The 25,048-nt window shown below is 41.6% G+C and carries 25 protein-coding genes; 14 read left to right on the top strand and 11 right to left on the bottom strand.

Features of this window, described 5'->3' with window-relative positions; all coding sequences use genetic code 11:
- Positions 1 to 446: 446 nt before the first annotated feature.
- The 3 genes from PSH41_RS12965 (at position 447) to PSH41_RS12955 (ending at position 1,503) form a co-directional block, all read left to right on the top strand.
- Positions 447 to 785 carry a hypothetical protein gene (locus PSH41_RS12965; protein WP_273589207.1) on the top strand — a complete coding sequence of 113 codons (339 nt, stop codon included), beginning with the start codon at positions 447 to 449 and terminating at the stop codon, positions 783 to 785.
- Positions 786 to 992: 207 nt separating this feature from the next.
- Complete coding sequence (locus PSH41_RS12960) at positions 993 to 1,247, top strand: type II toxin-antitoxin system Phd/YefM family antitoxin (protein ID WP_004587013.1); 255 nt, start codon at positions 993 to 995, stop codon at positions 1,245 to 1,247.
- The gene (locus tag PSH41_RS12955) at positions 1,240 to 1,503 is read left to right on the top strand and encodes a Txe/YoeB family addiction module toxin (protein ID WP_248532388.1); all 264 of its coding nucleotides are present in this window, start codon (positions 1,240 to 1,242) and stop codon (positions 1,501 to 1,503) included. The genes PSH41_RS12960 and PSH41_RS12955 overlap by 8 nt, the downstream gene beginning before the upstream one ends.
- Positions 1,504 to 1,630: 127 nt before the next feature.
- On the opposite strand, the gene PSH41_RS12950 is transcribed toward PSH41_RS12955, so the two are convergent.
- Positions 1,631 to 2,311 (bottom strand): SDR family oxidoreductase, encoded by a 681-nt coding sequence (locus PSH41_RS12950; RefSeq protein ID WP_273589206.1) that lies wholly within the window; start codon positions 2,309 to 2,311, stop codon positions 1,631 to 1,633.
- Between the two features lie 227 nt (positions 2,312 to 2,538).
- Positions 2,539 to 3,537, bottom strand: coding sequence for a DUF4382 domain-containing protein (locus tag PSH41_RS12945; protein ID WP_273589205.1), 999 nt, complete (start codon positions 3,535 to 3,537; stop codon positions 2,539 to 2,541).
- Positions 3,538 to 3,883: 346 nt separating this feature from the next.
- Between PSH41_RS12945 and PSH41_RS12940 the strand changes: the two genes are divergently transcribed.
- From PSH41_RS12940 to PSH41_RS12930, 3 genes are all read left to right on the top strand, one after another.
- A complete protein-coding gene (locus PSH41_RS12940) occupies positions 3,884 to 4,738 on the top strand; it encodes a mechanosensitive ion channel family protein (RefSeq protein ID WP_024032909.1) in 855 nt (284 codons plus the stop codon).
- 257 nt (positions 4,739 to 4,995) lie between these two features.
- Complete coding sequence (locus tag PSH41_RS12935; protein ID WP_273589204.1) at positions 4,996 to 5,526, top strand: GNAT family N-acetyltransferase; 531 nt, start codon at positions 4,996 to 4,998, stop codon at positions 5,524 to 5,526.
- 231 nt (positions 5,527 to 5,757) lie between these two features.
- Positions 5,758 to 6,138: a VOC family protein gene (locus PSH41_RS12930; RefSeq protein ID WP_273589203.1), complete on the top strand. Its 381-nt coding sequence runs from the start codon at positions 5,758 to 5,760 to the stop codon at positions 6,136 to 6,138.
- Positions 6,139 to 6,267: 129 nt separating this feature from the next.
- On the opposite strand, the gene PSH41_RS12925 is transcribed toward PSH41_RS12930, so the two are convergent.
- Both PSH41_RS12925 and PSH41_RS12920 read right to left on the bottom strand, forming a co-directional pair.
- On the bottom strand, positions 6,268 to 6,948 hold the full coding sequence (locus PSH41_RS12925) for an SDR family oxidoreductase (RefSeq protein ID WP_273589202.1): 681 nt from the start codon (positions 6,946 to 6,948) through the stop codon (positions 6,268 to 6,270).
- A gap of 367 nt (positions 6,949 to 7,315) precedes the next feature.
- Positions 7,316 to 8,224 (bottom strand): LysR family transcriptional regulator, encoded by a 909-nt coding sequence (locus PSH41_RS12920; protein ID WP_273589201.1) that lies wholly within the window; start codon positions 8,222 to 8,224, stop codon positions 7,316 to 7,318.
- A gap of 190 nt (positions 8,225 to 8,414) precedes the next feature.
- Here PSH41_RS12920 and PSH41_RS12915 point away from each other — a divergent pair, with 190 nt between their 5' ends.
- Both PSH41_RS12915 and PSH41_RS12910 read left to right on the top strand, forming a co-directional pair.
- Positions 8,415 to 9,734, top strand: a complete 1,320-nt coding sequence (locus PSH41_RS12915; RefSeq protein WP_273589200.1) for an alpha-amylase family glycosyl hydrolase — start codon at positions 8,415 to 8,417, stop codon at positions 9,732 to 9,734.
- A gap of 135 nt (positions 9,735 to 9,869) precedes the next feature.
- Complete coding sequence (locus PSH41_RS12910; RefSeq protein WP_273589199.1) at positions 9,870 to 11,072, top strand: MFS transporter; 1,203 nt, start codon at positions 9,870 to 9,872, stop codon at positions 11,070 to 11,072.
- 279 nt (positions 11,073 to 11,351) lie between these two features.
- Here PSH41_RS12910 and astB read toward each other — a convergent pair whose 3' ends face one another.
- From astB to PSH41_RS12895, 3 genes are all read right to left on the bottom strand, one after another.
- Entirely contained in the window at positions 11,352 to 12,698 is a 1,347-nt protein-coding gene (gene astB, locus PSH41_RS12905; protein WP_121638288.1) for an N-succinylarginine dihydrolase, read from the bottom strand.
- A 412-nt stretch (positions 12,699 to 13,110) separates the two neighbouring features.
- Positions 13,111 to 14,214 (bottom strand): L-dopachrome tautomerase-related protein, encoded by a 1,104-nt coding sequence (locus PSH41_RS12900; RefSeq protein ID WP_273589198.1) that lies wholly within the window; start codon positions 14,212 to 14,214, stop codon positions 13,111 to 13,113.
- A gap of 2 nt (positions 14,215 to 14,216) precedes the next feature.
- Positions 14,217 to 15,227 carry a zinc-binding alcohol dehydrogenase family protein gene (locus PSH41_RS12895; protein ID WP_273589197.1) on the bottom strand — a complete coding sequence of 337 codons (1,011 nt, stop codon included), beginning with the start codon at positions 15,225 to 15,227 and terminating at the stop codon, positions 14,217 to 14,219.
- A 113-nt stretch (positions 15,228 to 15,340) separates the two neighbouring features.
- Between PSH41_RS12895 and PSH41_RS12890 the strand changes: the two genes are divergently transcribed.
- Positions 15,341 to 16,240, top strand: a complete 900-nt coding sequence (locus PSH41_RS12890; RefSeq protein ID WP_029773656.1) for a LysR family transcriptional regulator — start codon at positions 15,341 to 15,343, stop codon at positions 16,238 to 16,240.
- Here PSH41_RS12890 and PSH41_RS12885 read toward each other — a convergent pair.
- Entirely contained in the window at positions 16,229 to 16,687 is a 459-nt protein-coding gene (locus tag PSH41_RS12885) for a MarR family winged helix-turn-helix transcriptional regulator (RefSeq protein WP_273589196.1), read from the bottom strand. The two genes, PSH41_RS12890 and PSH41_RS12885, sit on opposite strands and share 12 nt — an antisense overlap.
- 135 nt (positions 16,688 to 16,822) lie before the next feature.
- Here PSH41_RS12885 and PSH41_RS12880 point away from each other — a divergent pair, with 135 nt between their 5' ends.
- Entirely contained in the window at positions 16,823 to 17,251 is a 429-nt protein-coding gene (locus tag PSH41_RS12880; protein WP_004587024.1) for an organic hydroperoxide resistance protein, read from the top strand.
- A 275-nt stretch (positions 17,252 to 17,526) separates the two neighbouring features.
- On the opposite strand, the gene PSH41_RS12875 is transcribed toward PSH41_RS12880, so the two are convergent.
- The 3 genes from PSH41_RS12875 to PSH41_RS12865 form a co-directional block, all read right to left on the bottom strand.
- Complete coding sequence (locus PSH41_RS12875) at positions 17,527 to 17,994, bottom strand: nuclear transport factor 2 family protein (protein ID WP_008129990.1); 468 nt, start codon at positions 17,992 to 17,994, stop codon at positions 17,527 to 17,529.
- Between the two features lie 89 nt (positions 17,995 to 18,083).
- On the bottom strand, positions 18,084 to 20,219 hold the full coding sequence (locus PSH41_RS12870; RefSeq protein WP_273589195.1) for an FAD-binding oxidoreductase: 2,136 nt from the start codon (positions 20,217 to 20,219) through the stop codon (positions 18,084 to 18,086).
- A 118-nt stretch (positions 20,220 to 20,337) separates the two neighbouring features.
- Entirely contained in the window at positions 20,338 to 20,958 is a 621-nt protein-coding gene (locus PSH41_RS12865) for a glutathione S-transferase family protein (RefSeq protein ID WP_203987869.1), read from the bottom strand.
- Between the two features lie 181 nt (positions 20,959 to 21,139).
- Here PSH41_RS12865 and PSH41_RS12860 point away from each other — a divergent pair, with 181 nt between their 5' ends.
- From PSH41_RS12860 to arsJ, 4 genes are all read left to right on the top strand, one after another.
- Positions 21,140 to 22,024: a LysR family transcriptional regulator gene (locus PSH41_RS12860; protein WP_273589194.1), complete on the top strand. Its 885-nt coding sequence runs from the start codon at positions 21,140 to 21,142 to the stop codon at positions 22,022 to 22,024.
- 357 nt (positions 22,025 to 22,381) lie between these two features.
- Positions 22,382 to 22,735, top strand: a complete 354-nt coding sequence (locus PSH41_RS12855; RefSeq protein ID WP_004587025.1) for a metalloregulator ArsR/SmtB family transcription factor — start codon at positions 22,382 to 22,384, stop codon at positions 22,733 to 22,735.
- A gap of 38 nt (positions 22,736 to 22,773) precedes the next feature.
- Entirely contained in the window at positions 22,774 to 23,784 is a 1,011-nt protein-coding gene (locus tag PSH41_RS12850) for an ArsJ-associated glyceraldehyde-3-phosphate dehydrogenase (RefSeq protein WP_273589193.1), read from the top strand.
- Between the two features lie 31 nt (positions 23,785 to 23,815).
- A complete protein-coding gene (arsJ, locus tag PSH41_RS12845; protein WP_273589192.1) occupies positions 23,816 to 25,033 on the top strand; it encodes an organoarsenical effux MFS transporter ArsJ in 1,218 nt (405 codons plus the stop codon).
- Positions 25,034 to 25,048 lie beyond the last annotated feature (15 nt).

Here is a 25,048-nt window from a genome sequence, read left to right as displayed (position 1 = left end):
TTGCTCCTTCGTCGCTAATTTTAGACAACTATTTTATTGCCTGTTAACAGGGCGCTATCTAGGAGATAGCATTTAGCAAAGTACATTTAGGCCAATAGGGGGATTAGGTGTAGGTTCAATTCCTCTAGCGATTGTTGGCTCTGTAGCCCTTTTATTAATTTTACTTCGTTACTTAACCATTCGTTTAGTTCCTTTGGCAAACGACAACAGTAAAAAGGAGGTGTCTATGGTAAAAACAATAACTGCTCGTACTCGTATTTTTTTAAGCTCTGCGTTTGAAACTTTATGGGCTTACGGAGTCAGCAGCGTCGCAGGTTTGCACCTTTTGGCCTAAGTGTATTTCGATTGCTAACGAGGCGTCCAATCATCGCCACTTAGTGACAGCCTAAAGAGTGCTAGCACACAGCCACTGGTTATGGCGGCATTAATAGTTTAAGGAGTAGTGTATGGAGTGGTTTTTATTAATTTGCTTTTTTGTTAGCGTAACATCTTTGTATTTTAGTTATGGGTCTAGGCATTATAATCCCGAAAAAGTGTTGGTAGACATGGGAGAGCAAGTGTTCATTTCTCACTTACCCGTTGCTAGATTAAATAAAAAGTATGGGAAAACTATTCCTAAGTCTTCGGCTACTAAAATCCAGTTAGCTGGTAATTATGTCAGTTTTTTCAATGCGAGTGATAATGCTGTTGATATTTGGGCACCAAGCGATCGTTTAGCGAAGCCCATTTTTGAGTATGCAAGAGAGATTTTTAAAGGTGCAGACGTTGTTGTTATAAACTGCTAACAATCATATTAATTTTGAGCTAGTTCATAATAAGCTGCTCACAAGGATAATTGCATGTGTGCATTGCTGCCGGCTCGAATTTTAGATCTTATGTCCGTGCGCTTTATTTAGAAATTTGCTACCACCACAAAGTAATGCACAGTATCCTGTACATGTAATAATTTTCAAGCTAAACTTGTCTTATATAATGTACAAGTGAGGTGCAAAATGAGAATAGTGTCTTTTACCGAAGCCCGAAATAGTCTAAAAGCCGTTTTGGATAATGTAATTAATGATGCAGATACGACAGTAATCACTCGTCGTGACACTGAAGATGCGGTTGTAATGTCATTAGATTACTACAACAGCCTTATGGAAACTGTTCATTTACTTCGCTCTCCAGCGAACGCTGAACATTTAAACCGTTCAATTGCGCAGTATAAAGCGGGCAAAACGACTCCACGAGAACTTATTGATGAGTAACAGGTTATTATCATGGACTGATGAAGCTTGGAATAGTTATGTCTACTGGCAGACTCAAGATAAGAAAACCTTGAAACGTATAAATAAGCTAATTGCTGATGTTAAGCGTTCTCCATTTGATGGGATTGGAAAACCGGAACCCCTCAAAGAAAATCTTTCAGGTTTTTGGTCTCGCAGAATAGATGATACAAATCGTTTGGTATATGCCGTGGATGAAACGGCAATTACAGTTATCTCGTGTCGTTACCATTACTAAATAAACAAGATAAACAAGACACCCTCTGAAATTATTCATACTATCCAGCCAGTAGTTATCAAAAACAACCATCAGGTTTAACGCCATTGGCATTTAACCTGACAGCTCAAATTTAACCCAAACAACGTTAATTAGTCGGCATTAAATAAATCTCGCGCACGTTGTTGCGCTGGTTTGCTTCAATGGCAAACAATACGGCGTCGGCTACATCTTGTGGGTCGAGTTTGTCGGGCTTTGCTTCATCAAAAAATGGAGTGTTTACCATGCCAGGGGCTATGGTGGTACAGCGGCCGTTCCATTCGCTCATTTCTTCAGCTAAGTTTTGCCCAAACCCGTAAGCAAACCATTTAGTTGCACCGTAAATAGAGCCTTTTATTGGCTTACGGCCAGCGGCTGAGCTGGTTAATATAAAGTGGCCTTTGTTTTGGCGTAAATGGGGCAGGGTTGCTTTTGCCGTCCACAGCATGGCTTTAATGTTTATGTCTATCATGGTTGACCATTCATCGGGGTCGCCTTTTTCAGTGCCTGCGGTTGAAACGCCCATACCTGCGTTGGCAAATGCGGCATCTAGTCGGCCAAATTTTTTAAGCCCTTTTGTTACTACGTTTTCAAGTTCGGTAAAGTCGGTGGCATCTGCGGGTACACTCAGTGCGTTATCTTCACCTAACGACTCAACTAGTTCAGCTAATTTATCTTCACTTCTGGCGGTAAGAATGACTTTATGGCCGTTATTAACCAATGTTTTTGCACTCGCTTCACCTATGCCACTAGAGGCTCCTGTAATTAGAACTACTTTTTCTTTCGCCATGATTATTTCTCCTATGTTTACATATTCAAAATGATAAGAACGGTTTAACTAATACGTGCTATTAACTGTACCAGTTCTGGGTTAACGGGGCTTGAATGCAGGTCACTTTACGAATGAATTATTTGGATGATGTTAGGTGAGTGGCTTTAATGGTTTTTTGCAAAGGTGGAGTGTTCGTTTTTGTTATACTTTTTATAAAAAAGCGCACCTTAAAGTGCGCTATACGTTTATTGTGTTATGTCAAAGCTAACTGAAAGGTCCTCAGTTTGCGGTACACTAATTTGCTTAAGTTGATAAACAGTGAAATCTGTATCTTCTAGCTCTGCATCGTCTATATGTGCGGTGCACGTATAGCCAAGTTGGTAGTCTCCCGGTGTAATGAAAGCAAGCTCAAACTCATATTGGTTATCGTCTTGGTCAAATACAACATTTGCGGTCGCAAGTGGAGCATCTTCTGGGGTTTGCTCATCTATTTCGTATATATCTTTAGGTGTTTGAGCATCTGATGAATATAAATATACGGCGTGTCCAAACGTTGAATCTGCAGCAGCAGTGGCGATATTGTCTGTTTCACAGTTATTAATAAGCGCTTGGCTTACTGTGCCTTCAATTTCTTGTGACTCAGAAAGATTTTGTAATCGTACGCCTCTAGGTTTTAAAAAGATCTCCTCATTATTTTGGGGATCGACCAGCGATTTTTTTAGGTCAAATTCTAAAACAAAGTCGTTATCAGTTTGGTTAAGTGTAAAGCCATCGAGTTGTATTTCGCCTACACCATCATTCCCTTTTCTTTTTACCACGAGCGGAGCAATGCTGTCGTCTTCGTATACTACGTGAGATGTAAAACTAAGGTTATTAGTATCGCCATTTATAACCTGAGCGCGGATCCACGAGTATTCGCCTGCTGGCACTTCTTGATCGTCAAGCAGCTCAAAAACATCATCCCCGGTGTAATCGAGCAAATTAACCATTTGTGGTTGAGATGCGTCAGCTTCACTTCGGGTTTCAAAACTAAATTCTTCATCGCCTTGTGTTTTAATAGTGATTGAATCAAACACGACGTTAACCGCTTTTAAACCACTAACCGGCGCATCTGACACACCAAGGCTAAAGGTTGATTTGTCGCTAGATTGTGGCGGTGTTGTGTCATTGTCATCACTTGAAGAGCCACACCCGGCTAATGCAAAAAGAACGGCGCTGCTGACTAATGTTGATTTAAAATTCATGATTTACTCCTTTAGTTTATAGAGCAGATTGTAGAAGGGCTAAGCTGAATTTAGATTGAACTGGTTTTTAGAATAGTTACTTGAAGTTAATCTTTATTTTACTTTGCGCATTTTTGAACAAAAGTATGTACGCCATAGGTTAACAAATTTGTGAGCACTAAGGTTTTAAGTGTGAAAATTTAAGCGAAAAAAAGAAAAACTTTGCCCAATTAATTTGCTGATATAGGCACACCTTCCACTTATTTTAATGCTATCGCTTTAAAATTTTTACTATATACTCCCGCCACTTCTTTTGAAGTGTATAGATTTAATTCTTGCTGATAATCAGCCCATAGTTGGAATATGTATGAAAGATAAACTTATTGTGTTTTGGCAAAGCCATTCAGAAACAATCATCACTTTAGGTTACAAAGTGGTATTAGCCTTGGCTATTTTAGTTGCGAGTGCACTTATTGCCCGCTCGGTTAAAAAAGCGATTAAAAATTCTAAGTCGCCATTAAAAAAAGTAGACGAAACGCTACTGCCGCTTTTATCGAGCATTGCGGGGTATTTAGTTTATATAATTGCTGGGCTGTTTATTTTAGATATTTTTGGCGTTAATACGGCAAGTTTAATAGCGCTAATGGGCGCGGCGGGTTTAGCGATTGGTTTGGCGCTTAAAAACACCTTAAGTAATATTGCAGCAGGCATTATGCTACTCATACTTAGGCCATTTAAAATAGGCGATTTTGTAGATGCGAGCGGCACGCTTGGCACAGTGAACGAAATAAACTTATTTACGACCATTTTTAAAACCACCGACGGCCTTTATATCGCATCGCCTAACGGTAAAGTGTGGGGCGGCAACATTAAAAACTTTACCCGCAACGGTAAAAGGCGCATGGATATAGTAGTGGGAATTTCGTACGCCGACTCTATTGATGTTGGCTTAAATGTACTTAAAGAAGTTGCCGAATCAGAAAGCCGATTACTCGCAGAGCCAGCGCCTAAAGTAATGGTTACTTCAATAGGCGAAAGCGCAGTAAATATTCAATTACGTGCATGGGCTGTAAATGGCGATTACTGGCAAACCGTGTGGGATTTAAATAAACGCGTTAAAGAGGCCATAGAAGGCGCGGGGCTGAGTATTCCGTTTCCGCAGCGAACGCTGCATATATCTGAGTCGATGGCATCGGCAGTAACGGTTAATAATGGTAAATAACGGTAAGTAAAACCTTTAAACACTATTAGCATAAGCACAAATAAAAATAGCGAGCCTTGGCTCGCTATTTTTGTATTAGCTTTTTGCTGACGAGTATTAACCTTTTAATTGAAAGTCGTATACCGAGCCTAAATTAAGCAGCTGGGTTAGTTCATCCAGAAAGAAAATTAAATAGACACCCACCCTAAGTTTTGCATTAAGTGAGCCGCCAGATTAAATAAAGTGGGTGTCATCTTAATTAAAAGGAGTTGAGTAATTTGCTAGAAACTAAAAGACTTTTGCTTCGTCCATTAACTAGTAACGATATTAAACCTTTATCACTAATTTTATCTGATCATGAGGTTATGCTTTTTTCTTTAAATGGTGTTATGGATGAAATAGCAACATCAAATTTTGTCCAATGGTGTCAAAAAAGCTATGAAGAATATGACTTCGGGCCTTGGGCAATAATTGATAAAAATAATAACAAGTTGCTTGGTTTTTCAGGCCTAAATAAAGAAACATATAATGATAAGCTAGTCGTAAATTTAGGATATAGACTTGGCAGAGAACATTGGAATAAAGGCTATGCTACTGAAGCTGTTTGTGCAGTTATAGAGTATGCTTTCACTAATTTAAATATTTCAGAAATAATTGCGATAGTGGAGCCTGAAAATACGGGATCAATTAGTGTCATCGAGAAGCTTGGATTTGGTGTGTTCGAGCTTGGCCAATATCACAAAAAGGCAGTTAAACAGTACACCCTAACCATTAAACAGTGGCGATGCTTTAGTAACTCATTGGATTAGACGCTTTACTACTGCAGGCTCATGGTGTCAGGTAGGCAGCCGTCATATCTCAATGGAGAGTACATTGTAGTGAGTGTTCCATAATAAAACCCATTAAACTATTAACCACTTATAGTGTTCACTTTGATAGGCTAAGCTTCAGGCTTTTGTTTATATAAAAAGCAAAATATTACATGGTAGTGCCTAAACAACAGGCATACTTGTCACTTTTAATTTTTACAGGGAAGTTAAATGAACTTAAATCAAATTACATTACCCGTTACAGATATGGAAATTTCGACTAAATTTTATCGCGACTTAGGTTTTACTCAAATTGTAGATACCCCACATTATGCTCGCTTTGAATGCCCAGATGGGGATGCAACTTTCTCATTGTCTTTAGAACGAGGTGAGTTTGATTGTGGCACGGTAATATATTTTGAACATGAACAATTAGATGAACTGGTTGAAGCTTTGAAAGTTAAAGGTTTTGTATTTGTTCAAGAACCTACAGACCAAAGTTATTTATGGCGAGAGGCCGTACTGCATGATCCGTCAGGACATAAAATTAAGCTATATTGGGCGGGTGTTAATAGAGTTAACCCACCTTGGCGTGTAGAAGTACGCAGCTAATACAAATCAGATCTTTAATTATGCAGTGTTCAACTTTACGCTATTAAAACCTAACCTCAAAATACAAACAACCATCAGGTTTAACGCCATTGGCATTAAACCTGATAGCTCAAATTTAACCAATCAGCGTTAATTAGTCGGCATTAAATATATCTCGCGCACGTTGTTGCGCTGGTTTGCTTCAATGGCAAATAGTACGGCGTCGGCCACATCTTGTGGGTCGAGTTTGTCGGGTTTAGCTTCATCAAAAAATGGGGTGTTTACCATGCCAGGGGCTATGGTGGTACAGCGGCCGTTCCACTCGCTCATTTCCTCAGCTAAGTTTTGCCCAAACCCGTAAGCAAACCATTTAGTTGCACCGTAAATAGAGCCTTTTATTGGCTTACGGCCAGCGGCTGAGCTGGTTAATATAAAGTGGCCTTTGTTTTGGCGTAAATGAGGCAGGGTTGCTTTTGCCGTCCACAGCAGGGCTTTAATGTTTATGTCTATCATGGTTGACCATTCATCGGGGTCGCCTTTTTCAGTGCCTGCGGTTGAAACGCCCATACCCGCGTTGGCGAATGCGGCATCTAGTCGGCCAAATTTTTTAAGCCCTTTTGTTACTACGTTTTCAAGTTCGGTAAAGTCGGTGGCATCTGCGGGTACACTCAGTGCGTTATCTTCACCTAACGACTCAATTAGTTCAGCTAATTTATCTTCACTTCTGGCGGTAAGAATGACTTTATGGCTGTTATTAACCAATGTTTTTGCACTTGCTTCACCTATGCCACTAGAGGCACCTGTAATTAGAACTACTTTTTCTTTCGCCATGATTATTTCTCCTATGTTTACATATTCAAAATGATAATAACGGTTTAATTAATACGTGCTATTGACTGTACCAGTTCTGGGTTAACGGGGCTTGAATGGAGAGGCCTGTTTATCATTTGAGGTTGAATTTTCAGCTGTGTATAGTATTTAGATAAGGCTTAGACTAGGTAGTGTGGGTGCTCCCCATAAATAGGCAATATGATAAAAATGCTAAGCCTGCACAATTTTCAGCGCTAACTTTTAAGGTGCTTTAGTATAAAGTCACTCAATTTAAAATGATGACACTTTTTACTTCAACTAATTTTAATCGTTTTTTACGTTGTGTGGTATATAAAAGATTACCTAGCGACTTAATATAAATATTAGGTTAAATTAAATCGCTTGCATCAATAATAGCGTCAATAACATACTTTATACGCTTAGGCCGGCTGCTTATTTGAGGGTATAAAATATATACATCTTTTGTCTCTATTTGGTAGTTATCAAACAAACTTATTAAAGCCCCTCTTTCTAGCTCTTTTTGCACCATATAGCGTGGTAAGCGCGCTATACCTTTGTGTGCTAAGCACGCTTTTTTCAAAACCTCGTTGTCTGAAGACATTAATTTACCTTGTAACTGGATATTTAAAGCTAATTGCTCTTGATGAAATGTCCACTCTCTCCAATGCGAGAGCACTAAGCATGGAAAGTCTATTAACTGCTCAGGTGTAATAGGGTAGTTATTTAGTGCAATAAACTCTGGTGAAGCACAGCATACGTATTTCACTTGGCCGATTTTTTTGGCAACCATATCCTCTGGTGGGGCGTTACATATTCTGACTGCAAAATCGTAATCATCAGCTATTAGGTTATGAGTAGGGTTTCCGGTATCGAGGCAGATAGAAAGGCCGTTATGCTTATTCATAACGTCAGATAAAATAGGCCACAAGCTATATTGAGCAAGGCCTACGGGTGCTGTGCATTTTACTTCACCTGCAATTGAATCTTCGTTGTTATTTAATAATGTTTTGGTATCTGACCAAAATCGGGTTAATTTTCTCGACTGTTCAAAAAGAACCTCACCAGCTGATGTAAGGCGCATAGTACGCGTATTTCTTACTAATAGCTGTTTTTCTAGCTGGGCTTCCAGTTGTTTTATTTGCTTTGATAAATACCCTTTTGAAACACCTAAGCTAAGTGCAGCTTTCGAGTAACTTCCTTGCTTAACAACTTCTGCAAATAATCGTACATCATCTAGTTTCATAATGGTGGCTTGGTGTGGTTTGTATAAAAACATTATCAAGCATTGTTTCTATATGTAAACAGTGATTTTGTTTTTAGCCGGTTGTTCTTGTTTTTAAATACTCGACAATAGTGCCACTTTTACTCAACAGAGATCATTAATGGTACTTAAAAATATAATATTAAATAAAGCGCATGCTTTTACTCTTTTTGTTTCGTTGTTATTTTTAAGTGGATGCAATACCGTGCAACCACAAGATAAATTGCATGCTTATGAACCCCAACCGTATGTAGAATTAACACATCCTCAGTGGAGTAAAAATGCCACTATTTATGAGGTTAATATTCGTCAATATACGCCCGAAGGTACTTTTAATGCGTTTGCCTCGCACTTACCTCGATTAAAGGACTTAGGCGTAGATATACTGTGGTTAATGCCAATTCAACCCATAGGTGAAAAAAATCGTAAAGGTAAACGAGGAAGTTACTACGCAGTAAAGGATTACCAAGCTGTTAACCCAGAGTTCGGCACTATGGATGAGTTTAAGTCGCTAGTTGATCAAGCGCATGAACTTGGCATGTACGTAATACTTGATTGGGTGGCTAATCATTCTGCGTGGGATAACCCACTCACAATAAGTAACCCCGAATGGTACACAAAAGATCATAACGGTAGTTTTCAGCCTACCCCATGGTGGGATTGGACCGATATTATTGATTTTGATTACGAAAACCCACAGCTGCGTAAATACATGACTGACTCATTAATTTATTGGGTTAAAGAAGCAAATATTGATGGCTATCGTGCAGATGTGGCTGGGTTTATTCCTACCAACTTTTGGGACACTGTTCGCATTGAGCTTGATAAAATAAAGCCTGTTTTTATGCTTGCAGAATGGGATGCAAGAGATTTGCATAAAAAAGCGTTTGATATGACCTATGCATGGGAGCTACACGATACGCTAGTTGATGTTAATAAAGGGCATGGCGATGCATCAACAGTTTATTCTCATTTTGCGCATGCGTTGAGTGCTTGGCCTGACAATGCAATCAAAATGAATTTTGTTGATAATCACGATAAAAATTCGTGGGAAAAGTCTATGTTTGCGCGCCATGGTAAATACCTAAATGCGGGTATTGTATTAACAGTGACTGCAGAGGGAATGCCACTCATTTACAGTGGGCAAGAAGCTGGGTTGGACAGGCCTCTGGCATTTTTTGAAAAAGATGAGATCACTTGGAAGGCTCACCCTGTGGGTGATTTATACAAACAATTATTTAAACTAAAGCATAAAAATCAGGCACTTTGGAACGGTAATTGGGGTGGTAAAATGATTCCTGTGCCTAATAACAACAGTAAGGCTATTTTTTCTTTTGCTCGGCAAAAAGCTGAAGATAAAGTATTTGTAGTTATTAATTTTTCAGATAAAGCGCAAAGTGTCTCTTTTAATGAAACAATTCAATTAGGTGAATACACCGAATATTTTTCAAATAAGGCCACAGTTATCAATGCAGATACTCAGCTATCTGTACCTGCGTATGGCTATAAGGTATTCGTAAAATAAGTGTGCAGTTTAAAAATGTTTTTTATAACTGACGCCACACGTTTTCCACTTTAAATAGCCATACTACTACCGCAATTCGACATGGTTAGTGTTTGGCTATTCGCTATTTTTAAAATCAAAGTTAAAGGATCTTCTATGAGTGCAGATGTTGCGTCGGCATCTAATCAGTTAAATAAAGCTGCTATTTTATTAGTGTTAGCACTAGGTACGTTTATTTTAGGATTATCAGAATTTTCAATGATGCCTATGCTGCCGCTGATCAGTGAAACGTTTGGCTCAACCCCTTCGCAAAGTGGCTATGCAATTAGCGCCTATGCTATTGGTGTTGTGGTAGGTGCGCCGGTATTAATGCTTACAACGGCCAATATGCGAAAACGCAAAGCTTTGCTGATTTTTTTAAGCCTAATGTGTATTTCTAATGGTTTGAGTGCATTAGCAACCTCATTAGAGCAGCTCGTTATTTTTCGCTTTTTAAGTGGCTTACCTCACGGCGCTTACTTTGGTGCCGCTATTTTGCTTGCCTCCGATATTGCCCCTTCGGGTAAACGCGCGAGCTTTATGTCAAAAGTATTTATGGGCTTAACCATTGCGACCATCGTTGGCGTGCCTATTGTTACCTTGGTGGGGCAAAACCTAAGCTGGCGTTATTGCTTAGGTGGCGCTGCGGTTTTAGCGTTTATTGCGTTTATATTTGTATACAAAGTAGTGCCAAATATTGATAACGCTAAGCCATCTAACTTACTTAACGAGTTTGGCGTACTTAAAAATAAACTGGTGTGGTCTATTTTAGGTATTGTTGTTATTGGCTTTGGTGGCGTGTTTTGTATTTATACGTACATTGCCGATACAATTTTAGATGTAACTAAAGCAGCCCCTTACACTATTTCTATCGCTATGGTGATGTTTGGTATTGGTTGTACGTTAGGTAATTACATATTAGGTAAAGCGGCCGATAAATCTGCCATTAAAACCACAGGGCTTGCACTTGTGTGTACCATTGTATTTGCAATTGCCTACGTTAGCGCAAGTTACAATATTTGGCTGCTTTATACGGTTATATTTTTAATTGGCTGTAGTATCGGTATAGCAACACTTATTCAATCTCTATTAATGGATGTAGCCCCAGAGGGCCATGCAATGATTGGTGCTTTAGTACAATGCGCATTTAACACCGCAAATGCTATCGGCCCTTGGGTTGGAGGGGCTGTTATTGCACAAGGTGCAGCGCCTAACCAAACAGGCTATGTCGCAGCGGCGTTGTTTTTAGGTGGCTTAGTAATGTGGTTTTTAAGCTACCTGCAATTAAACCGGCAGCAAGCAACAGCACAAACGTGTTGAATATACTCTTGTATTGACGAACTTACCCTACTGCTTAACGGTAAAGTGTGGGGCGACAACATTAAAAACGTTTAAGTGCATGGGCTGTAAATGGCGATTACTGGCAAACCATGTGGGATTTAAATAAACGCGTTAAAGAGGCCATAGAAGGCGCGGGGCTGAGTCGATGGCATCGGCAGTAACGGTTAATAAAGGTATTTAAACTCTATTAGCACAAACACAAATAAAAATAGCGAGCCTTGGCTCGCTATTTTTGTATCAGCTTTTTGCTGACGAGTATTAACCTTCTAATTGAAAGTCGTATACCGAGCCTAAGTTAAGCAGCTGGGTGAGTTCATCCAGTGCTTGGTAGCTTTCGGTAAGTAGGGCTGAATCGGCAAAGTCGCTTGCACCTAGCTTATCGCGGTAGTTACGCTTTGCCCAGTCACAAAGCTGAGTGTATTTATTATCGGTTAAAATAACCTCTGGGTTTACCGCAGCAAGTTCTTGCTCGTTAAGAGCTACACGTAAACGCAGGCAGGCAGGGCCGCCGCCATTTTGCATACTTTGGCGCAGGTCAAAAAACTGCACTTGGTTTACTGGGTTATCGGCTAAAATCATTTCTTCAATGTAGGCATTTACTGCGCTATTACGTTGACACTCTTGTGGCGCTACTAATAGCATTGAGCCATCATCTAGGCTTACTAATTGGCTATTAAACAAGTAACTGCTTACTGCATCGCTAATGCTTACTTTATCGGTAGGTACTTCAATTATGTATAGCTGTTTACTGCCGGTGTAGGCATCGCGAATTTCTTGCAGGGCATCGTGTTGGTTTAAAAATGCTTGCTGATGGCAAAGCAATACGTTTGCGTTACCTACTGCAATTACATCGTTATGAAACACGCCTTGGTCTATAACATCTGGATTTTGCTGCAGTAAAATTTGGCTCGATTCTTTTAAATTATGTAATCGGCAAATGGCTTCTGAGGCTTCTAGTGTTTGCCTTGCAGGAAACTTAGCCGGTTTTGGTAACTGGCTGTTAAAGGCACTTGCGCCAAATACAAACATTTCTAGGCCTTGCTCGCCGTGGCTGTCGCAAAGTCGGGTATGGTTAGCCGCGCCTTCGTCGCCAAAAAAGCCCTGATCGGGTAAATGCGTGTGATGTGCAAAGTAGCTATCGTTATTAAACATGGCTTTTAGTAAGCGGGTAGTTGTAGCAGGCTCTAGGGAGCGATGAAACTTATTGTTTAAATTAGCTGAGGTAAAATGCACTTTGCCATCGAGGGTGTCTGGCGATGGAGAAACAGTGGCTGCATTGGCGGTCCACATTGCAGAGGCCGAATAACACGCGCGCAATAAAATAGGGTCTGCTTTAAATGCTTTATGAATAACTTGCGAGTCGTTGCCGGTAAAACCTAGGCGACGTAATACGTTTAAATCGGGGCGTGCGTGGGGCGCAAACACACCTTGTGTTAGGCCTTTGTCGTGCATGGCTTTCATTTTTTCAAGGCCCTGTAACACAGCTTCTTGAGGGTTTGAAAAACTTGCCGCATTATTTAACGAGGCAACGTTACCATACGATAAACCCGCATAGTTGTGAGTAGGGCCAACTAAGCCATCAAAATTTACTTCTAAGGCGTGCATACACGTTCCAATCATATTGTTTTTAGTTACTTAACAATACAACGCAATGGCCGCGCTTGCAAAGCCTATAAATACGAAATTTATCGGCTGTAAACGCGCTCTTTATCGCACGTGGTATGGGTATTACTCGGATCGTTTACCTGCCATACGCTAATGTCTAAACGCCATAGTAGGTAAAGGGTGTGGTATAGGTTAGCCATGGTATTTTCCTTGAAAGTTTCACTGAACACATCTGTACTTTGAAAGAATTATGCCAACTGTTAATTGAATATTTTATGAATACAAATCAGATATTTATTAAAACACTAAAAATAAATTTTGAGCGCTTAGCACCATTTTGGGGCTAAAAGGCTTAAAAGTTGCACCAAAAAGCCACGCAGCGGGGGCGTGGCGTATGGTTTATACGCTGTATTTAGCGCCCTACTTTACCCTTTACTAGTGGGTCGAACGACAGCACACTAAATTTTCCTTGGCTGGCGTTTTTACCGTTATTTAATACTGGCGAGCGATGTAGCTCATCTACGGTAAAATATATTTTATGATCGGCGCCATAACTAAAGCCATCAGGCCAGCTTAAGCGCTCGTCTTTAAATAATACCTGGTATTTACCGCTTGGTTTTACTACACCAATTGCGCCGTTGGTTATGTCGGTAACATACACATTACCGCCGCCATCAACAATAATGCCATCTGAAATTGGTTTAGTGCCGTAACGCGTTACTTTACTTTCAAGGGCGCTTGCGCTCAGGCTTTTATTGTTAATATCGCTTGTGGCAATACGATAAACCGATGTGCCAGACATAGAGCCAAAGTAAAGCCACTGTTCGCTTGGGTCGAGTGTGATTGGGTTTACGCCTAAACGTGCTGGTTGGCCGCCTAGTTTCATGGTGCGCCCTTCAATGACCATGTCGATGTTTTCGGCTGTGGTGTATGGACTATTTTGTAATACTCTGCGCGCCTCACCTGTTTTTAAATTTACGGTAATAATAGCGGCTTGGCTGCCTTGTGCGGTGTCGGCAATGTATACAACGCCGTGTTTATTATCGATAACTAAATCGTTTAAAAACGAGGTGTCGGTAATGGTGGGTTTAGCTAAATAAATTATTTTATGCAGCTGCTCTTTGTTGGTATCCCAACCGACTAAACGCCCAGCATGATCAGGGCCTGATGTATCAAGCATCCATAACACGCCATCGGCAGATACATTTATGCCAAGTACGTCGTAAAACCCTTTACCGTTTTTGTACGCGTATGCCCATTCTTCATTAGGGTAGGGTTTGGTGGTGCCATCGCTTAATAGCTCCATAATTTTTTGTTTTTGGCCGTAAAAACCATGTACCGATAAAAACTTACGACCCGATGGCGTAATAGCAATATTACCCGGTGGGTGTTGTGCATCAAATGTAGCAACTGTTTTTAAATCGGTGTGCGTAGGTTGGGTATTAGCAAATGCAATGCTGGTTAACAATGCGGTGTTGCAGGCTGCTGCTAAAAGTATTTTTTTAATCTGGTTCATGCTTAAAAGCCTTCTAAAACAAGTTTACCGCGTGAGGTGTGCGATTCTAAAATTTGATGTGCTTTATATAAATTAGCGGCGTTAATTGGGCCTAAATTTTGCCCAAGCGTGGTTTTAAGTGTACCTGCGTCTATCAGCTCGCTAATTTCATTAAGTAAGGTGTGCTGCGCTGTTATATCGGCGGTAGTAAATAGCGAGCGGGTAAACATAAACTCCCAATGCACCGATATACACTTACGCTTAAATTTTAAAATATCGAACGATGAAGGGTCATCTATTAGCGCAAATTTACCTTGCGGTTTAATACACTCTACTATTTGATCTTGGTATTGGTCGGTATGGGTTAAGCTAATAACGTAATCAAACTCAGCTAAACCAAGCTCTAGGCGCTGCTCGTTTAAGTTTTTAGTATGATCAAGCACATGATCCGCTCCTAACTCTTTAAGCCAAGTTACGCTTTGCTCGCGTGATGCAGTACCTACCACCTTTAGCCCCGTAAGTTGCTTGGCAAGCTGTACCAAAATAGAGCCAACGCCACCTGCGGCGCCAATAACTAAAATAGATTGCTGAGTATTTTGCTTATTTTTAGGCACTTGCAGGCGATCAAACAGCATTTCGTAGGCGGTAATACTGGTTAGCGGCAGCGCTGCGGCTTGTGCGTCGGTTAATGTTTTAGGCGCACCCCCTACAATACGCTCGTCAACTAATTGAAATTGCGCATTACTGCCTTGGCGCGATAAATCGCCAGCGTAAAATACACGATCTCCCACATTAAATAACGATACCGACTCGCCAACGGCTTTTACAACGCCTACACCGTCCCAGCCTAATACTTTGTAGCCTTGCTCTGGCGCTACATTTGCACGTATTTTTGTATCTACAGGGTTTACCGAAATAGCCTTTACTTCAATAAGTAGGTCGTGCCCGCTGGCTGTTGGGGTATCAAGCTCAATTGCTTGTATAGAGCTTGCTGTAAGCGTTTTAGTGTTTTTGGTGTAGCCAAATGCTTTCATGTGCGTTCCTGATGATTTTAACCAAGTGTTTTTAACTTATAAGCACTATAGCTCAGTTGAAAAATAGAAAAAGACATGAAAAACTAAAGCACTTTCAAATTTTAATTGAAAATATGCGATCATTTAACGATATTCAAACTTTTATAGATGTAGCCAGTTGCGCCAGTATTTCTGAAGCCGCACGACAAAACGAGCAAACCCCAGCGGCGGTAAGTGCAGCTATTAAGCGCCTAGAAAAAGACTTAGGAAACGTGCTGTTTATTCGCTCTACTCGCAGCTTACGCTTAAGTGTGGCAGGGGAGCAGTTTTTAAGTTACGCCAAAGACTCCCTTTCGCTTATTCAACAAGGGGTAGCTGCAGTACAAACCGCAGTGGGCGAAGTAACGGGAACGCTACAGGTATCGGCTCCGTGCGACTTAGGGCGCAATAAACTAAGTGAATGGCTTAATGAGTTTTTAGCACACTACCCGCATGTAAAACTTAAACTGCACTTAAGTGACGAAGTAAGCGACATTTACAGCCAATCAATTGATATTGCGCTGCGCTTTGGTGTACCAAAAGATTCGCAGTTAATTGCAGCGCCGCTTTTTTTAAATAATGCGCGTATTTTAGTGGCCTCTCCTGAATATGTGGCAAACAATGGGTTGCTTACACATCCACTTAACTTAACGCAGCACACCACCATTACCTTTATGCGCTTTGGCGAGGTGTTTAAAGAGTGGCGATTTTATAAAAATGGCGCAGTGCAAAAAGTGCAGCTAAATTGCCAACACATAGTTAACGATGGCGAAATGGTTAGGCGCTGGGCGTTAGAGGGCAAAGGCATTGCGTATAAGTCGTACTTAGATGTAATTGATGATTTAGCAAGCGGGCAACTCGTTCATTTATGCCCCGAGTGGCAAAGCGATCCGCTACCGCTTTATATGATGTACGCCGATCGGCGCCAAATGACCCCAGTGATCAGCGCATTTAGGGCGTTTATTCAACAAAAAATAACCGCGTTAGTTGGCTAACTCATCATCGTTTTTAGTTGTTAAATCGCTTATTACTAAATCAAGCAGCTGCATTAGCTGTTTGGCTTGTGTGGGCTCTACACTTTCAAACTTACATAATATATTTTTTGGAATATCAGCAGCTTCGTTTTTAAGGGCTTGCCCACTTTGGGTAAGCTGAATTAGGCGCTTACGCTTATCGTGCTCATCTTTAATAACAGCCAGCAGAGACTTTTCGGTCATTTTTTTGAGTATTTGGGTCATAGCGCCACCATCAATAGCGGTTTTATCTATTAGCTGCGCTATGGTTATTTTGTCTTGCTCCCACAGCGCCATCATTACTACATACTGCGGATACGTTAAATTAAGTGCAGCTAAAGGCTCACGGTAAGCACGTGCAATGCTATTTGATGCCATATATAACCTATGACAAAGCTGATTTTTTAATTTTAATTGCTCAAATGACATACCCAACTCCTAGTGCGTTAATAGCTTCAACTCAAAAAACATTTTAATTTGCATGCAAAGTATTTGCAATCTCTAATTACTTGCCCTATTATTTTGCATGCAAACTAAATTAATTGATAAACTTTGGAGTTCACTATGAATGTATTACAAAACGTTGCCTACACAGCAAAAGCAACTGCAACCGGTGGCCGTGAAGGTGTAGCTAAATCTGACGATGGCCGTTTAAATGTAAACTTATCAACCCCAAAAGGGCTAGGTGGCGACGATGGACAAGGCACAAACCCAGAGCAATTATTTGCAGCTGGTTATGCAGCGTGCTTTATTGGTGCACTAAAATTTGTAGCCGGTAGCGAAAAAATTGCGTTACCAAGTGATACACACATTAACTCTGAAGTATCTATTGGCGCGATTGAAGGCGGTTTTGGCATTGCAGTAAAATTAGCTGTATCACTCGGTGATATGGATAAAACAGCAGCGCAAGAGCTGGTAAATAAAGCACACCAAGTATGTCCATACTCAAACGCTACACGCGGTAATATTGAAGTTGAGCTTTCGGTTATTTAATTAACTGATTACTTAGCATTGTAATAGCCCAGTGGTTTGCCACTGGGCTTTTTTGTAAGCAAAGTTTATTAAATAGCTTTATAAATACATGAAAACAGCATGATTAAATTAACCCATGTACCATCAATTGACACAGATGTATTTGTCTTGCAGTGATTAAGTAAGCAGCTCTTTAATGCTGAAAAATGTTGGGAGGATGCAAAGGGTTAAGGCGTTCTGCATGAACGCCGATAGAGGACTGGCTTTATCGCCTGTATCGGGTCTATTGGGTGTGCTTACAGCCCTAATTCCGATAACCCTGGGTGATCGTCGGGGCGGCGCCCCTGAGGCCAGTGGAATTTGCGCTCTGATTCTTTGATGGGTAAGTCGTTGATGCATGCGAAGCGGTTTTGCATTAAGCCGTTTTCATCGAATTCCCAGTTTTCGTTGCCGTAGGAGCGAAACCAGTTGCCGCTGTCGTCGTGCCACTCATACGCGTAACGCACGGCTATACGATTTTCAGTGAAAGCCCATAGCTCTTTTATCAGCCTATATTCCAATTCTTTTTCCCATTTTCCTGTTAAAAATGCGGCGGCTTCCTCACGGCTGTTCACGAAAGAGCTGCGATTACGCCATTTGGTATCCACTGTATAAGCAAGTGATACCTTTTCAGCGTTACGGCTGTTCCAACCATCTTCTGCTAGACGCACTTTTTCGATGGCGCTTTCGCGGGTAAAAGGGGGCAGTGGTGGGCGTGTACTCATGTTTAAATCCTCTTTGGGTAAAGTAACGTTGAATAACTTGTATAGGTTTCATCAATAAGTGACTTTGAATATTAGCCTGATTAATTGAGCTACAAATCTAATATAACAGTGTCGCAATCTTTCGCTGGCACAGCGCAGCATAACAATACGTCTGATGCGTCAATATGCGCACTTGGCTTGGTGCGATACGTTACAGCACCACTTTTTAGTTTAACCGCACATGAGCCACATTGGCCGCTGCGGCAACTGTATGGTGGCGTAAGTCCTTTGCTTTCGGCCACCTCTAGCAAGGGGCTATCACCTTTATTCCAGCTTTGTTCAATACCCGAGTGAGCAAACTTTATCACAGCAGATTCAGCCTCTAGCTCAGCGTGGTTGCAGGTATCTGTTGATTGACGTGCTAAAGATGATGGCCCAAACGCTTCGGCGTGAATATCTTGATCTTTTACCCCAATGCCGATCAGTAAGTCATACATACTTTGCATAAAACCTTGAGGGCCACACAGATAAAAGTCTTTGTCGAACAGCGATGGGAAATCGACGCTATGCTCTGTGGCCATTGCATTGAGTACGTCCATTACCAAGTTTTGGCTAATTCGCCCTTGGGAAGTGTAATTGTTCGACGCCGCAGAACTCTCTGTCTGAGCGTAGTGAATATCACTTAATACAGAATAATACTGAATACGCCCAGCGCTGCGCTTTGCAATGTTGCTCAGCTCTGCATAAAAAGCGCGTTGCTCACTATTTTTTGCGGCTTGAATAACTGCCATCGGGCGGATATAGCGAGTGCGAATACCTTCATTAAGTGCATCATTTGCCATGGCCACCATTGGCGTTATTCCCACACCTGCACCTATTAAAATGGCTGGGCGCTGCTGTGTGTTATCGATAAAAAAATGGCCGCTTGGTGCTTTAATCTGTATTTCACTGCCAATCGATATTCGAGAATGCAAGGTACTTGATACCAGACCATACTCTTCACGTTTTACTGAAATACGGTAACCACTTTGCGATGGGGCACTGGATACAGTGTAATTGCGCACAAGCCAGTTTTCAGTATTTTGCTGTTTAATACGCAGGGTTAAATGTTGCCCAGGGGAAAATGGCAGTACGGGAGAATCATCTTTTGGCTGTAAATAAAATGAGCGGATTGTACTGCTCTCGTCTTCGATTTTACTGACGGTAAATGCGCGCCACTGGTTGCGTTTAGCTTGTGCTTTAACGATTGCTTCTGCCTGTGACCAAGTACCCGTTGCTTCAGAATTGGGTGAGTAGCTGTTGAATTGAGCGCGAAATGGCAGTGCCGCTTTTAATGTCACCCCTTGGGTTAGGGTAAATTGCCAGCCGCGCTGTGCACCTTGAAACCCTTTAATTATCGATGAGTCACTCTCCAGCAAGGTAACCGTGCCGGTTAACATAAAAACATCGCCGCTGGTAAAATCAACAAACAGTAAACCCGCTTTGGGGTTTAACAGGAAATTACCCAGCGTATTGAAGAAGTTATTTCCTGCATAATCAGGAATGGTGAGGGTGTTTTCGTCAACCTTTATAAAACCTGGCATGCCACCACGGTGTGACACATCAACCCCCATAGCATTACGGGCAGATAGCTGACGGTTTACTTCGTTTGCAGGTTCGTGACCCGCAGAACTGGCAACAAAAAACGTATCCGCTTGGCGGATAAAGGCTTTTAGGCTATCACTTAGTTCAAAAAACGTTTCAGCGCGCGGAGCTTTGTATGTCGCATCTGGCGAACGGATAAAATGAAGGTTGCGAGTTTGAATATATTGCGGACAATTGCCAAAAGATTGCTCAACTTCTAGGGTAAATTGGTGACTCGCTGCGCTAGTAACACAAGCGTTGACGCGGTTTCTACGCCGGGTCGACATTTCTAACCCCAATAAACCCAATCGAGCACCTTGTGTGATTGCTGTGGCTAATGGATCACCTGATAAAATTGGGGTGTTTACTGTGAGCTGAGTCGGGGAAGGGGACTGCACGAAGCCCGGCTTTCCAGGTAAAATTGACGCCCAAAGTTGCCCCTTATCTGATGTACTACCCAGCACCATAAACGGCAGTTGTTGGAAAAACTGCCTATGCTGATCTGGCATAAATTCGCGTATCACGCGGCGGCCAATAGTACGCATTTTTTGGTAACTTCCGGCACGTCTTTGCATTTGCTGTTCACCTTCGTGAAAAGCACTTGAAGTAATGTGTGTGTTCATAATGACTCCATTAGCGCAGTGCGCCGGAAAAGCATTTGCCAAAAATATTAAACTGGTGATGCAAAAGAATGTCGGGCTCAAACCTATTCATTGAAAGGCAGAGCCGCTAAAAAAACACTTACTTTACCAGCCCAGCTTTTGTAGCCTGCATAGGAACGAAACCGCTTAACCCTTCTACGTTAGATAACCAGCGACGTATATTCGGATATGGGTCAAGAGATACATCCCCCTCGGGAGCGTGGGCGACATAGCTGTATATCGCAAAGTCAGCCAAGCTCACTTTATTTGCCACTAAGAAGTCATTGCCATTGAGTTGCTGTTCCAGTTTTGTTAGGGCTTTTGCTGCTGTTTCTTTAGCGAAAACAGGGTCAACCGGCGAGTTGAAAACATTAATTAACCTCGCTGCACCAGGACCGTAGGATATCTCTCCTGCAGACATGGCAAGAAAACGATGCATCTCAGCTTCGCTGGCAAGATCTTGTGGAATATATGAAGGGGCATATTTGCGTGCCAAGTAAATCAAGATTGATATTGAATCGTGGATTACCACGTCAGAATCCTCAATTACTGGTACTACACCCAATGGATTGAGAGCCAAAAAGGGGGCTTGTTTATGCTCCCCCGCGGGTAAGTCTACATAAATAACTTCATGGGCTATGCCTGCAACACTTGCAAATAACTCTACTCGGTGGGCATGGCCGGATAATGGAAAACCGTGAATTTTAATGGCGTTTGACATGATATTTACCTTATTTAATCGTTAACTGATGACTTTTGCTGTTAGCCACTGACCTGTTATGGCATGGGTAAATATTAGGCGTTGCGTTTCTTGTGAACAATATGTTGATTTATAGAATAACTATGTACAGAATGTTCATAAATTGGGCGAAGCATTACACGGAGCAATATAAGGAGCTCTTATGGATACACTTGACGGCATGCGCACGTTTATTGCGGTGGCAAAGCAAAAATCTTTCACAGGTGGTGCCAAGCAACTAGGCATAAGCACTAAACTGGCGAGTAAATACATTGCTCAGCTGGAGCAAAAACACGGTGCTTTGTTGTTCCACCGTACTACGCGCAGTGTTACGTTGACCGAAACTGGGCAGGCGTATTTTGTGCGATGCGTTCCTTTGTTGGAACAATTTGAAGAGCTAGAAGATGTCATTCAGCATCGGCAGTCTGCTCTGTCTGGCACGGTTCGCTTAACCGCACCTACCGCATTTGGCAGTACTAAATTAGTTGATGCACTGGCCCCATTTTTAGCCAAGCATCCGAAAATCAATGTTGAGTTGAACCTGTCTGATCAGTACGTTGCTATTATCGATGAAGGTGTGGATGTTGCTGTGAGGTTTGGGCCGTTGAAAGATTCAACGCTGATCGCAAAAAAATTGATGGATATGCGTATTGTTTTTTTTGCCTCTCCTGAGTATTTAAATCGCAATGGCAAACCAAGGCATCCCCGTGCGCTGGCAACACACAATTGTTTATTGCAAACTTCTCAAAACGACCCTGAAAACTGGAAGTTCAAGGAAGATGGCAATACGTTCACCGTTAATGTTAGCGGCGATTTTGCTTCTAACTCCCCCAGAGCAGTAACCCACATGGCTTCTCAAGGGCTGGGAATAGGCATGGGCCCACAATACGTGACAGAGCCTTACGTAAAAGACGGCTCATTGCAGTTACTGTTCGAACCCTATGAAGCAAGCATATTGGAGCTAAACGCAGTGTATGCTTCAAACCGCCACTTACCGGCAAGAATACGAGCATTACTTGATCATCTTGCGCTTTCTTTTGCAACTTAGTGGTAATTACCTCAATAGCTACTGTGCAGGCACAATGTATAACGTATCTGCTTATTGATTTAGACTTTGCTTGTGAAGTAGAGCAAAGCGTAGGGCATCTTTTTATTGCACAGACCTGCGTAAATACTTTGTTAGCATAAGGCTTTAAATGGCAGCAGCGATAAAACAAGTATGCTCATACTAAAACGTTACAAAAGCCCAGTGGGTTGCCACTGGGCTTTTTTGTGCGCTGCAATTTACTAGAGATCACATTAATTGAAGTGGGCTTTTAAATAAACATACGAAAAATCGTATATTCACTATTTCATATGTTCTCATTTTGTTTTATTGTATGCACACTAACTAAACGAGGATGCTATGGAACAACTCAACCCACTACAATTTTACAAATGCTTAGCCGACGATACACGCTTAAAAGCCATGTTATTAATTAGCCATGAGCAAGAGCTGTGTGTGTGTGAGCTTGTTGCTGCGCTGGAACTGAGCCAACCTAAAGTGTCGCGCCATTTAGCGCAGCTTAGGCAATGTGGCCTATTGAGCGACCGTAAGCAAAATCAATGGGTGTATTACAGTATTAATAAAGCCCTGCCACAATGGGCTCTTAGCGTACTAACGCAAACACGAAACGAAAATTCTGCGTTTTATAACGATGATTTAAATCGACTCAATGCTATGGGTAATCGCCCAGAGCGTGCAGCAAGCTGCTGTTAATTAAGCAAATTGATATAACTTTACTAAAGGTATTTATTATGACAATTAAAGTAGGTATTAACGGCTTTGGCCGTATGGGACGTTTAACACTGCGCGCAGCACTAGAGTGGCCAGAAGTAGAATTTATTAAAGTAAACGATGTAGCGGGCGATGCTAAAACACATGCCCATTTATTAGAGTTTGACTCAGTGCACGGGCGTTTAGCGCACAGCGTTACAGCAAACGAGAATAGCTTTAATGTAGGCAAACACACTATTGCAGTTACCAATAATAAAACCATTAGCGATACCGATTGGTCTGATTGCGATGTAGTGATAGAAGCCAGCGGTAAAATGAAAACCACTGAGCTGTTAAATCAATATTTAGCACAAGGTGTTAAGCGCGTTGTGGTAACCGCTCCGGTAAAAGAAGACGGCATTTTAAATGTGGTTATGGGCGTTAACGATAATTTATATAACCCAGATGAGCACAAAATTGTGACTGCGGCTTCGTGTACGACTAACTGTTTAGCGCCTATTGTAAAAGTACTGCAAGAAAAAGTAGGCATAAAGCACGGCTCAATGACCACTATTCACGATATTACCAATACCCAAACTATTATTGATGCGCCACATAAAGATTTACGTCGTGCTCGTTCGTGCGGGACAAGTTTAATACCTACCACAACCGGTAGTGCAACAGCCATTACGCATATATTCCCTGAGCTAAAAGGTAAGTTAAATGGCCATGCCGTGCGCGTACCATTAACTAACGCATCTATTACTGACTGTGTATTTGAGCTTGAGCGTGGTGTAACTGCCGCTGAGGTGAATGAATGGTTTGCTCAAGCGTCTAAAAATGAGCTTGCTGGCGTATTAGGTTATGAAGAAAAACCACTTGTATCGATTGATTACAAAACCGATCCACGCAGTAGCATTATTGATGCGCTTTCTACCATGGTTATTAATAATACCCAGCTTAAATTATACGCTTGGTACGATAACGAATGGGGCTACGCTAATCGTACTGCCGAGCTTATGCTTAAAGTTGCTAAAAGTGACTTGGTTTAACCATTAATTAAAGGTTTTAAGGGTGTTAACCATGTTTGAGCAACTCGCTAATTTACCTACAGCAATAAAACAGTATTTAATAATTACCAGTAATTACTGGGCATTTACCTTAACCGATGGCGCACTACGTATGCTGGTGGTGCTGCATTTTCATCAGTTAGGGTATGGTGCGCTGGACATTGCCATGCTGTTTTTGTTTTACGAAATTTTTGGTGTGATCACCAATTTAGTGGGCGGTTGGCTAGGGGCTCATTTAGGCCTTAATAAAACCATGAACTTTGGCTTGGCGCTGCAAATAATGGCGCTTGCCATGTTATGTGCGCCAAGTGAATGGCTTACAGTGGCTTATGTTATGGCGGCGCAAGCGCTTAGCGGCATAGCAAAAGATTTAAATAAAATGAGCGCCAAAAGCGCCATTAAACACTTAGTGCCCGAGGGAGAAAGCGGCCAAGGCCAGCTCTATAAATGGGTGGCTATTTTAACGGGCTCAAAAAATGCGTTAAAAGGGGTCGGCTTCTTTTTAGGTGGTTTACTCCTTACGGTACTGGGTTTTGTAGGTGCTTTAAAAGCCCTAATTATACTACTTACTATTGCGTGGATTATTAGCGTTGTATTTTTAAAAGGCGACATGGGCAAGGCTAAAAATAAGCCTAAGTTTAAGGAGCTATTTTCTAAATCCCGTGCAATAAATTTATTAAGCGCAGCACGGTTATGTTTGTTTGCCGCGCGTGATGTATGGTTTGTAGTGGCTTTACCTATTTATTTAGCCCAGCAGTTTAACTGGAATTTTTGGTGGGTAAGTGGCTTTATGGCACTTTGGGTAATTGGCTACGGTGGTGTGCAATCGCAAGCGCCGCGAATTACCGGCACCAGTAACTCAAACGTTGATACCGTTAAACATGCCTATTTATGGGTGTTGCTACTAAGTGGTGTAACAGCACTATTAGCTCTTTTTATGCAACTTGATGTGGCCGTGCATGCCACGCTGATTATAGGTTTGCTTATTTTTGGCGGTGTATTTGCCGTTAATTCATCTGTGCATAGTTACTTAATTGTCAGCTTTGCTAAAAGCGATGGTGTATCGCTTGATGTTGGCTTTTATTACATGGCCAATGCCATGGGGCGTTTACTGGGCACAGTGCTTTCGGGGTGGGTGTTTCAGGTTTATGGCTTTGTAGCGTGTTTGTGGGTGAGCGTTGCTTTACTCATAGGTGCCACGATAACCACTGCTATTTTGGCCAAGCGTTAGGCTTAATTGTTCAAA

The organism is Pseudoalteromonas sp. CST2 (genome assembly GCF_028599385.1).
Taxonomy (GTDB): Bacteria; Pseudomonadota; Gammaproteobacteria; order Enterobacterales; family Alteromonadaceae; genus Pseudoalteromonas; species Pseudoalteromonas atlantica.
Note: the sequence above shows the minus strand (reverse complement) of the source record. Positions and strands in the feature narration are given on the sequence as shown.